At 48.4% G+C, this 9,598-nt stretch carries 9 protein-coding genes and 2 pseudogenes; 10 read left to right on the top strand and 1 reads right to left on the bottom strand.

Annotation, left to right across the window (positions count from 1 at the left end):
- Window positions 1–185: 185 nt before the first annotated feature.
- The 8 genes and pseudogenes from hisB (at window position 186) to JCM11969_RS15055 (ending at window position 6,048) form a co-directional block, all read left to right on the top strand.
- Window positions 186–769: pseudogene (gene hisB / locus JCM11969_RS15090) on the top strand (imidazoleglycerol-phosphate dehydratase HisB).
- Window positions 770–1,396: an imidazole glycerol phosphate synthase subunit HisH gene (gene hisH / locus JCM11969_RS15085; RefSeq protein WP_054712499.1), complete on the top strand. Its 627-nt coding sequence runs from the start codon at window positions 770–772 to the stop codon at window positions 1,394–1,396.
- On the top strand, window positions 1,374–2,102 hold the full coding sequence (gene hisA / locus JCM11969_RS15080; RefSeq protein ID WP_054712496.1) for a 1-(5-phosphoribosyl)-5-[(5-phosphoribosylamino)methylideneamino]imidazole-4-carboxamide isomerase: 729 nt from the start codon (window positions 1,374–1,376) through the stop codon (window positions 2,100–2,102). Before hisH ends, hisA begins: the two co-directional genes overlap by 23 nt.
- Window positions 2,092–2,850, top strand: coding sequence for an imidazole glycerol phosphate synthase subunit HisF (hisF, locus tag JCM11969_RS15075; RefSeq protein ID WP_054712493.1), 759 nt, complete (start codon window positions 2,092–2,094; stop codon window positions 2,848–2,850). Before hisA ends, hisF begins: the two co-directional genes overlap by 11 nt.
- On the top strand, window positions 2,847–3,185 hold the full coding sequence (hisI, locus tag JCM11969_RS15070) for a phosphoribosyl-AMP cyclohydrolase (protein WP_054712482.1): 339 nt from the start codon (window positions 2,847–2,849) through the stop codon (window positions 3,183–3,185). The genes hisF and hisI overlap by 4 nt, the downstream gene beginning before the upstream one ends.
- A 2-nt stretch (window positions 3,186–3,187) precedes the next feature.
- Window positions 3,188–3,508, top strand: coding sequence for a phosphoribosyl-ATP diphosphatase (gene hisE, locus JCM11969_RS15065; RefSeq protein ID WP_054712479.1), 321 nt, complete (start codon window positions 3,188–3,190; stop codon window positions 3,506–3,508).
- Between the two features lie 24 nt (window positions 3,509–3,532).
- A pseudogene (gene hisC / locus JCM11969_RS15060) lies at window positions 3,533–4,605 on the top strand (histidinol-phosphate transaminase).
- A gap of 567 nt (window positions 4,606–5,172) precedes the next feature.
- Entirely contained in the window at window positions 5,173–6,048 is an 876-nt protein-coding gene (locus JCM11969_RS15055) for an AraC family transcriptional regulator (RefSeq protein WP_054712476.1), read from the top strand.
- Between the two features lie 263 nt (window positions 6,049–6,311).
- Here JCM11969_RS15055 and JCM11969_RS15050 read toward each other — a convergent pair whose 3' ends face one another.
- The gene (locus JCM11969_RS15050) at window positions 6,312–7,340 is read right to left on the bottom strand and encodes an aldose epimerase family protein (protein WP_054712473.1); all 1,029 of its coding nucleotides are present in this window, start codon (window positions 7,338–7,340) and stop codon (window positions 6,312–6,314) included.
- A gap of 203 nt (window positions 7,341–7,543) precedes the next feature.
- Here JCM11969_RS15050 and JCM11969_RS15045 point away from each other — a divergent pair, with 203 nt between their 5' ends.
- Window positions 7,544–8,623 (top strand): GntR family transcriptional regulator, encoded by a 1,080-nt coding sequence (locus JCM11969_RS15045; RefSeq protein WP_054712470.1) that lies wholly within the window; start codon window positions 7,544–7,546, stop codon window positions 8,621–8,623.
- Window positions 8,624–9,093: 470 nt separating this feature from the next.
- A complete protein-coding gene (locus JCM11969_RS15040; protein WP_054712467.1) occupies window positions 9,094–9,513 on the top strand; it encodes a hypothetical protein in 420 nt (139 codons plus the stop codon).
- Window positions 9,514–9,598 lie beyond the last annotated feature (85 nt).

The raw sequence follows: 9,598 nt of genomic DNA, 5'->3' as shown, positions 1-9,598 counted from the left end.
GGTGTCGGTGGTTGTTAGCGACCGTTCTTTGGTCGGTTACAAACACGGGAGACGTAGGAGATCCTTGAATTTCTGCTAAGAAATTCAATAGCTCCGGAGCGACCCCACCTCAGCCTGCAGGGCCGAACGGCGCAACGAAGCGGCAACAAAACGCTATTTCATGACCAACAATAGGAGGGAACCAAATGCGCCAAGCAACCATTGAACGAAACACAAAAGAGACCCAGATCAAGTTGAGCTTGAATCTGGATGACTACAGTACCATTGATATCGATACGGGCATTGGGTTCTTTAACCACATGCTCGATGCCTTCGCCCGCCACGGCCGTTTTGGCTTGGTGGTTAAGGCAAACGGTGACTTGAATGTTGATCCGCACCACACGACTGAAGATGTTGGAATCGCGCTTGGGATGGCACTCAAGGAAGCCCTTGGTGACAAAGCGGGAATCGAACGGTTTGGTTCAGCGCTGATTCCGTTGGATGAAACACTGAGTCGGGTCGTCATCGATCTGTCGGGCCGATCATACCTTGTTTTCAACGCTGAACTCACGAACCCTAAATTGGGCGATTACGACACGGAAGTTACCGAAGATTTCTTCCAGGCCTTTGCTTCAACGCTGAGCTGAACTGCCACGCTGAAGTATTGTACGGCCGAAACACCCACCACAAGATCGAAACACTATTTAAAGCCCTTGGCCGCGCCACCCGCGCAGCCGTGACACTGAATCCTGAAATAAAAGGGGTGCCATCAACGAAAGGAGTCATCTAAATGATCGTCATCATCGACTACGATACGGGCAACACCAGAAACTTGAAGAAGGCCCTCGACTATTTACACATTGAAAACACCTTGTCAGCCGATCCGGCCGTGATTCAACAAGCGGACGGTGTGGTTCTTCCTGGGGTCGGCGCCTTTGGTAAAGCCATGGACGCGCTGCGGGAACGGCGGTTGGTGACGGTGATTCAACAAGTTGCAGCTCAGGGGACGCCAATGTTGGGCATCTGTCTGGGGATGCAATTATTGTTTGAACGCGGGTTTGAGTTTGGCGAGAACACGGGACTTGGGTTGATTCCCGGGAACGTGGTCGCCATTCCTGACAACCTTGGTGTGAAGGTGCCCCACATGGGTTGGGACCTCAATACGATGACGCAGGACGACCCAATAGCGGCTGGCTTTAATCAAGAGTCGACCTACTTTGTCCACTCGTTTTACGCCAAAACAGCACCAGAAAATATTTTAGCAACCTGTGATTATGGCGTGACACTGCCGAGCATCGTGCGGCGTGACAACGTCATCGGGATGCAATTTCACCCGGAGAAGAGCGGCCAGATTGGCCTGAATGGGCTGCGGGCATTTAAGGAGGTCATCGACAATGCAAATTATTCCAGCAATTGATTTAATTGATCAGCAAAGTGTCCGATTGTCTCAGGGAAAGTTCGATAAAACGACGTTGATCGCGAACGACCCGGTGGCGCAGGCCAAACAAATTGAAGCGGCTGGGTTGCAGCGTTTGCACCTCGTTGATCTGGACGGGGCCAAGACGGGCCGACCAGTGAACCGCAATTTAATTGAAACCATTTGCCGCGAAACGTCGCTCAAGGTAGAAGTTGGCGGCGGGATTCGAACCCTTGCACAGATCAACAGTTACCTCACCAGCGGCGTTAATCGGGTGATTCTCGGTTCTGCAGCGCTCACCGATCCCGATATCGTGCAGCAAGCCATTGCCCAGTTTGGTAACGACCAGATCGTGGTTGGCATCGATGGCAAGGATGGCCGAGTCGCGATTTCTGGCTGGTTGGAAGAATCCGACGTGACCATGGCGACCTTGATGTCCTCGATGGTGGCCTTTGGCGTGGTGAACTTCGTTGTGACAGATATTTCAAAAGACGGCATGTTGAGCGGTCCGAATACGAAACAATTAACGGAATTGCAAACGAAATTTCCTGATGCTGAGGTGATTGCTTCAGGCGGCGTCACCACGGTGGCCGACCTCAAGACCTTGGCCGATAACGGCATCAAAGCCGCCATCGTTGGTCGCGCCATGACCACGGGCGACTTGCCATTGGACACATTAGCGGAGGTGGCTTCGGATGTTAGCTAAACGCATTATTCCCTGCCTGGACGTGGATCACGGCCGGGTGAAAAAGGGAGTCAACTTTGTGAATTTAACGGATGTTGGTGATCCTGTTGAAATTGCGGCCGCCTATGAAAAACAGGGTGCTGATGAACTCGTCTTCCTCGACATTACGGCAACGAATGAGAAACGCAAAGCCATTGTAGACACCATCGAACAGGTGGCGTCACAAGTCTTTATGCCCCTGACGGTTGGCGGCGGGATTCACACCATTGATGACATGCAACGGCTGCTCAAGGCTGGCGCCGATAAGGTTGCTGTGAACTCAGCTGCCGTGAATGACCCGAATCTGATCACTGCGGGCGCTGAAAAATTTGGCGCCCAATGTATCGTTTTAGCCATTGATACGAAGTGGGACCCGGCAACCAACCGCTACGTTGTCTACACGAACGGCGGCCGTAAAGCTACTGACCTTGACGCCATTAAATGGGCACAAGAGGGGGTCGCAAAGGGGGCTGGCGAACTACTCGTGACCAGCATGGACAAGGATGGCACCAAGTCAGGGTTCGACCTCAAACTCTATCAGGCCCTTGGCAACGCCGTTTCGGTGCCCATCATCGCTTCCGGTGGCTGCGGGCGGTTACAGCATTTTACCGATGTCTTTGAAGAAACTAACGTTGACGCCGCTCTGGCCGCTTCCGTTTTCCACTTTGGCGAACTGACCATCAGTGATGTTAAACAAGAATTACGCGCAAACGGGGTGACTGTTCGATGACGTTAAAACCTGATTTTACCAAGTCAGCCGACGGTCTTGTGCCCACCATCGTTGTGGACGATAAGACTAGCCAGGTGCTGATGATGGCCTACATGAACGAAGCCAGTTATCAACTCACGCTTAAGGATGGCCAGACCTGGTTCTGGTCCCGCAGCCGCCAGGAACTCTGGCACAAAGGGGCAACTTCTGGCAACACACAAGACGTTGTTGCCATCTCGATCGACTGCGACGAAGACACGTTACTGGTCCGCGTGAATCCAGCCGGACCAGCCTGTCACACCGGGCACACGAGCTGTTTTTACCGCGATATCACACTTAACCAACAGGAGGATTAACCATGCAAGACTTAGACGAACTGTACCAACTGATTCTGCAACGGAAGGCCAACCCTAAGGAAGGCTCCTACACCGACTACCTCTTCACCAAAGGACTAGACAAAATTTTAAAGAAGGTCGGCGAAGAATCCACCGAAGTTGTGGTGGCGGCTAAAAATGATAGCGACGACGAATTTGTTTACGAAGTGGCCGATCTTGCCTACCACGTGTTGGTTCTGATGGCTGAACGCGGCATTAGCACGGACCAAGTGAAGAAGGAACTTGCCGACCGTGAAGGATTAATGAGCAAGACGAAGGAACGACGCGATATCAAGGATCTCTAAATCTCAGAAAGGATGGGTGAACCCATGGTCAAAAAAGCCATTGCTGATTTAAAACCATACACACCAGAAGACACACTAGACGCCTTAAAACAGCGGGAGGGGCTGAGTAAGCTAGTTCGCCTGTCCGCTAATGAAAATGCCTTTGGCACGTCACCGAGGGTCGCTGAAGCACTGTCTAAGTGGGGCTTTACTGGGGCAAACCGTTACCCGGATTCCAACATGACGACCTTGCGAGAGGCAATTGCATCGCGGTTAAACGTGTCGGCGGATGCGCTGGTGTTTGGGAACGGGTTGGATGAGATTCTGGCGCTGTTGTCGCGCACGTTAGTTGAACCAGGCGATGACGTCATTGTGGCTGAGCCGACCTTTTCCGAATATGCCCTGAACGCGGTCGTTGAAGGGGCAACGATGGTTGATGTTTCTGTTGACAGTGACGGCGTGACGGATCTGGCAAGCTTCACGAACGCCATCACACCAAAAACGCGGATGATCTGGATCTGCAATCCCAACAATCCGACTGGGACGTTTGTCTCTAAGGCTGAGATCGCTGCCTTTATGAAGACGGTCCCAGCAAGTGTGACCGTCATTGTCGACGAGGCCTATATCGACTTCACGACGGTTGAGGACGATCCTTCAGCTCTCTCGTTAATGGCGCAATTTGACAACCTCGTTGTGTTGCGGACGTTTTCAAAAGCCTATGGCCTCGCAAACTTTCGGGTTGGATTCGCCATCGTGTCGCCAACCTAGGCAACCAACTCGAACGCGTACGGTTGCCGTATAACCTCAGCACGTTTACGGAGATTGCTGCCACGGCGGCCTTTCAGGATCAGTCGTTTGTTACCAAAACCGTGACGACGGTGGCTGCTGAACGCAAGAAATGGCAACAATTTCTAACTGACCAGGGCATCGCGTTTTACCCGTCACAGGCCAATTTTATCTTCTTTAAAGTCGCGGATGCAGACGGATTAGCCGCCACTTTGCTGAAAAACGGGTATCTACTGCGTTCCGGATTGGGAGATAACTGGTTGCGCGTCACAATTGGACAGCCTGCAGATAATCAAGCTGTTCAAGAGATTATCGCGGCATTTGTAAAATAAGTGACAGCTAATTATAAAAATGGTGTTTAAGAAAAACTTATCTTTCTTGAACACCATTTTATTTGCATAAACTTTCGGTTGCACGGTCACTCGTACATGGGGGAAACGATTTTTTTGTTTTGCCGTTAAAATGATGGGAGTCGGGGGGCGAAACCCACAGGGGCGCTTTTTAATAGGTGACATAACGGCATGTCTCTTAGTCTATTGACACTTATTTTACTAAAAATAAGCAACACTGGGTTGCACGTTTATTGACTGGCGGTTCATAGTCATTCATTCTCGAAGACCATAAAAAATAATGTAAGCGAATAAGCCAATTTTAATCATTGCAATATGAATGTGCCTATTATATAGTGAGAATCTGCAAATTTAAGCCAAAATGATGGCTAAATTTGTTAAGTTGCCAATCTTGATGACGATGTTTTGAACACGTGTTGTTTTAAAGGCCACTATTCGCCACCCATCGCCATAGATTCGGGCTAAATACGTGAAACTGACTTATTTCATGATAAAATAAATACTAGATAAACGCACTGTTCAATAAGTGTCAGGAAAGGGGAGATTTCTGTGACACAATCCGCCTACTTATCGCTTTCTTGTTTGCCGATGCCCACCTTCATTGAAGGACACCGCGTTGAACTCGAATTAGGTGGCCACAAAGAAACGCAAATTCATTCAGAATACTTTGTGTTCGCATTTGTGCGTCGAGGTCAGCTGATCTTGATGCAGGATGGCGTGGAGACCACCGTACACGAAAACGAACTGTTCATTTTAGTGCCGGGTCGTCACCGCTATTCTTGGTGGGCGCAATCCGACACGGTTCTTGTGGACTGCATCACCTTCTACGTGGCGGGCTACTGGAATATGCAAGCCAGTCTGACCCCGGCTAAGAATTCGATCAAATCAATGATGTTACACCCAGTTGTTCCCGTTCAGACCCTGTTTTTACGCCAGTACCAGCCGTTGACCGAACCGGATGCGATTTATACCCTTGTCACCGAGCTGATCAAGGAAACGACCGATTGTGAATCGCACCGATTCTTTGAGACCCAGGGTTTGTTCATCCGGTTATTAGACCTGATGCAGACGCAAAACAACGCGCAGGACGAACTCACGCAGTTGTCACTGGCACTGCAACGGTATTTGAAGGATCACTATCAAGACAAAATTACGAGTAAGACACTTAGCGACCACTTTGCCCAGCGCGGCACCTACCTCGTCAAAATTCTACGGCAAACGGTTGGGTTATCCCCAGCTGAATACCTGATGCAGTATCGCATGGAAGAGGCCAGCCGCAAGCTGTTAAATACGGATCTCTCGATTGCCGATATCGCGATGGAAGTTGGGTTCCAAAACATTTATTACTTCTCAACGTCGTTTAAGAAGTACACTGGTGTTTCCCCATCAAAGTATCGTGAACAGGGCATCAATCCACAAGAGTAGAGTTGTGTGGACAAATTTGATTAAAAATTTTTAGGCAATATAAAAAGGACTTCCGATGGTGGAGGTCCTTTTTCTTTTTTGCTATTTAATGTTGAATATTTTTGTGATAGTCCGCTGCACTGCGCGTTTTGGCACTCCGCAGTGGTGGCTTGCGAATGAGCTAACTCAATTTCTGCTGCGCAGCTCTCGAGTGGATCTCATTCGACTCGTATATCAGTAACCGACCAGCGGAACGGAGCGAAATAGCACCTCAATCAAGCTATTTAAAACGTCACGTGATACCCAATCTCATAATACTTTGTTTCACCAGGGAACAATGTCACGTCGCCAAAGTTTTCAAAGCGGGTGGCGTCGGACAAGTTTTGTGCTTCCAACGCGATGCCCATGTATGGCTTACCGTGACCCACGGTGAGGGCCATATCTGGTGTAAACGAGTTGGCGGTGAAGACAATCAGGCCGTTTCGCTTGGATTGGAGAGTGACCGCTCGATTGTTTGCTGGATCACTGACGGTGACCACATCATGGGTGTCGCCAGTTGGCCGCACTTCATAAATGTCATCGAAGCCTTTTTCGGTCGTATCCTGCATGCCATCAATGGCGTCGCCTAAACGCGTTGTGGTGGCAAAATCGAATGGTGTGTCGGCGTTTTCGATGAAGTCGCCAGTCGGAATCTTCTCTGAGTCAACGGCTAAATGACGCGTCCCATTGATCTGCAGGTCGTGGTCGCGGATGCTCTCGGCACCATTGAGGTTGAAATAGGTGTGGTAGGTTGGGTTAAATGTTGTGGCAACTGTGGTTTCAGCTGCAAAATGAACGGTAAACGTATTGGTGTTCGTCAGCGTATAGGTGACGTCGACTGTCATGGCAGGAAAACCGCCTTCCTGATCTTCGAACTTGTGGTGCAGCGTCAAGGTTGCCTTGTCGTCGCTTGTCTCGGTGTAGCCTTCCCACTGAACAGAGTGGAACCCGTGAGCGCCGCTATGGAGCTCATTACCGTTTTCATTTGGTGTTAGGCTTGTGACCTTGCCGTTGACTTCAAATTGAGCGTCCTTGATTCGCCCAGCAACGGGGCCGATCATCATGTTGACGTAAAATGGGTTCGCGTAGTAGTCCGCTGTGTGCGGGTATTCCAATAGGAGGTTTTGCTGGCCGTTAGCGGTTGGCACGCTGAGCTCACGGATGATGCCGCCCTGACTCAGCACTGTGGCGCGCACGCCATTGTCGTTTTCCAGGTGAAACGCAGTCACGTCTTGATCTTGATACTGGTCGAAAATTTCTTCGGTTGTCTTCATTAGTCAGCCACTTCCTTGGGCAAATTTTTGTGTGAGTTGTCCGTATAAATTTAATTGAATACGCTTTCGAATTTAATATTGATTGGCAAGAAAGTCAAGGTTTTTCCAGAAAATTGATTGGGAAATGAATGGGTGGGAAATATATGCTATATTAATACTGAATGACAGATTAGACTAATTATAAATGGATGGAGCTTCCAAACATGCAAGCAAAATACGAAATGGTTGAGGAAGGGGTCAAGGACAAGATCCTTTCCGGTGAATACGCCATCGGGGCCAAGCTGCCCACTGAATCTGAATTGATGGCGCGATACGATGTCAGCCGCTACACGGTCCGGCGGGCAATCGGCGATCTGGAAAATGAACACCTGGTTTACCGCATTCAGGGCGGCGGGATGTACGTGAACGATTGGCAGAGCGTTAAGGCCAAGGAAAAAACGAATAACCGGATGATCGGCATCGTTGCCACGCACATCTCAGACTATATTTTCCCAAGCATTATAAGTGGGGCTGACCAGATCATTTCCGATAACGGCTATACGACGTTGCTGGCGAACACGCACAATGATCCGCAGCGGGAGCGCCGGTCACTGATCACGATGCTGGATTCAAACGTAGCCGGACTGATCATTGAACCAACGCAGAGTACGATTGCGACGCCGAACCGCGACCTCTACGATAAAATTAAAGAGTTGCAGTTGCCAACGGTGTTCATTAATGCCACCTACGACGCAGTGCCCGGTATTTCCGTGACAACGGATGATGAGGGCGCACTTGTGAGGTTGACGAACTATCTGATCGATCAGGGTCATGAGCGTATTTTAGGCGTTTTTCAGGTGGATGATGCGCAGGGGGTCAGCCGAATGAACGGGTTTGTGAAAGCCTACCAGCAACACCCAACGATTGCGCTGAAGTCCAACGTGGTCATGTACCAGTCCAGGGACGCCATCAAGGACGTTTTGGCGCAGATCGAAGAACACCTGAAGGCCGATAATCGGCCAACCGCAGTGATCTGTTATAACGATCAGTTAGCCATTCAGGTCATGGATCTGATCAAGTCGCTCAACCTTACTATTCCAGGCGACGTGTCGATCACCGGCTTTGATGACTATAGTCTGAGTCGCTACATGGATCCGCCGTTAACCACGATGGCACATGAGAAGGAACGGATGGGCCACGATTCGGCACGGTTATTGATGACGATGATTGGCAAGAATCCGGTCGAATCCATTCAGTATGAGCCGGAATTGATTACACGAAAGTCGGTTGCAAAAAACGACTAATCACCAATCTTTCGAAAAATGGCAAACCGGGTTTTAAATGGTCTAAATAACTGATAAAGCCATTAATAAATTTGAATTTTGCCCATTATTTTCAGGCATTTTGGTGTATGATAATACCAGTCACATGTTTAACATGGATGATTAAAGGGAGATAGGGGCCTGTTAGCGCTGAGATGCGATCCTGCGCCGCTGACTGATGGAAAGCAGCGATGCTGTCATCGGTGTACCGGTCGGGTCTGCCTAACACGACGCAACATAACAGTTTCCTACAACATACAAAAAGCGTTCAGACAACCAGCTGTTTAGCGAGATGGTTGTCTGAGCGCTTTTTTGATTTGCTGCAAAGGAGTATTTAGGGCTTAGCTGAAAAAACTTTTTGAAAAAAACTTTGAGTGTTTTACTTCGTAGTTATTTAGTAAAGCAATACAAAGAGGGGAAAATTAAATCCTCAAACTACTGGAGGAAGTTGGATGAATGAAGTGGGTAAGATTTTTGAAGCCAGTCAGCAGATTACATCAGTATTTTCAAATGTTGCCACGATAATGGGTGTTATTCTTATCGTGATTGCTGTTATAGAATTTAAAAATAATCGAAAGAAAGTTTTCAGAGAGGGAGAACAGTTGTTAGTTCAAAATTCGATTAATGTTTTGAAGACATTTAATGAAAGCATTTTGCCACAAATCGAAGAAGTGAAAAAGACTTATACGAGTAATTTTAAATTGATTAGGAAAACAAACGAGAATAAAATTGATTCAGGTCAAAGACTAGAAATGTCTCCAAATATATCAAAAAATCAACAGACCTTAGAAAAAAAGATGATATGGCTGGCAAAAAATAAAAGCGGTTATGGGCACTCTTTAACACGCTTGAACGCATTTCAGTCTATATGAACTACGATTTAGTAAAGGAAAATTTAGTCTATGAACCAGTTTATAAGATTTTCTTGGAATTTATTAGTGAAAATGTTGACTACTT

The organism is Secundilactobacillus paracollinoides DSM 15502 = JCM 11969 (assembly GCF_001311135.1).
GTDB classification, from domain to species: domain Bacteria; phylum Bacillota; class Bacilli; order Lactobacillales; family Lactobacillaceae; genus Secundilactobacillus; species Secundilactobacillus paracollinoides.
This window is presented reverse-complemented; position numbering and strand designations above follow the sequence as displayed.

Bases quoted from the DNA above. Each gene is read 5' to 3' on its own strand.
- hisH (WP_054712499.1), top strand. From the start codon at position 770: ATGATCGTCATCATCGACTACGATACGGGCAACACCAGAAACTTGAAG.
- JCM11969_RS15040 (WP_054712467.1), top strand. From the start codon at position 9,094: ATGAATGAAGTGGGTAAGATTTTTGAAGCCAGTCAGCAGATTACATCA.
- hisE (WP_054712479.1), top strand. From the start codon at position 3,188: ATGCAAGACTTAGACGAACTGTACCAACTGATTCTGCAACGGAAGGCC.
- JCM11969_RS15045 (WP_054712470.1), top strand. From the start codon at position 7,544: ATGCAAGCAAAATACGAAATGGTTGAGGAAGGGGTCAAGGACAAGATC.
- hisI (WP_054712482.1), top strand. From the start codon at position 2,847: ATGACGTTAAAACCTGATTTTACCAAGTCAGCCGACGGTCTTGTGCCC.
- hisF (WP_054712493.1), top strand. From the start codon at position 2,092: ATGTTAGCTAAACGCATTATTCCCTGCCTGGACGTGGATCACGGCCGG.
- JCM11969_RS15050 (WP_054712473.1), bottom strand. From the start codon at position 7,340: ATGAAGACAACCGAAGAAATTTTCGACCAGTATCAAGATCAAGACGTG.
- hisA (WP_054712496.1), top strand. From the start codon at position 1,374: ATGCAAATTATTCCAGCAATTGATTTAATTGATCAGCAAAGTGTCCGA.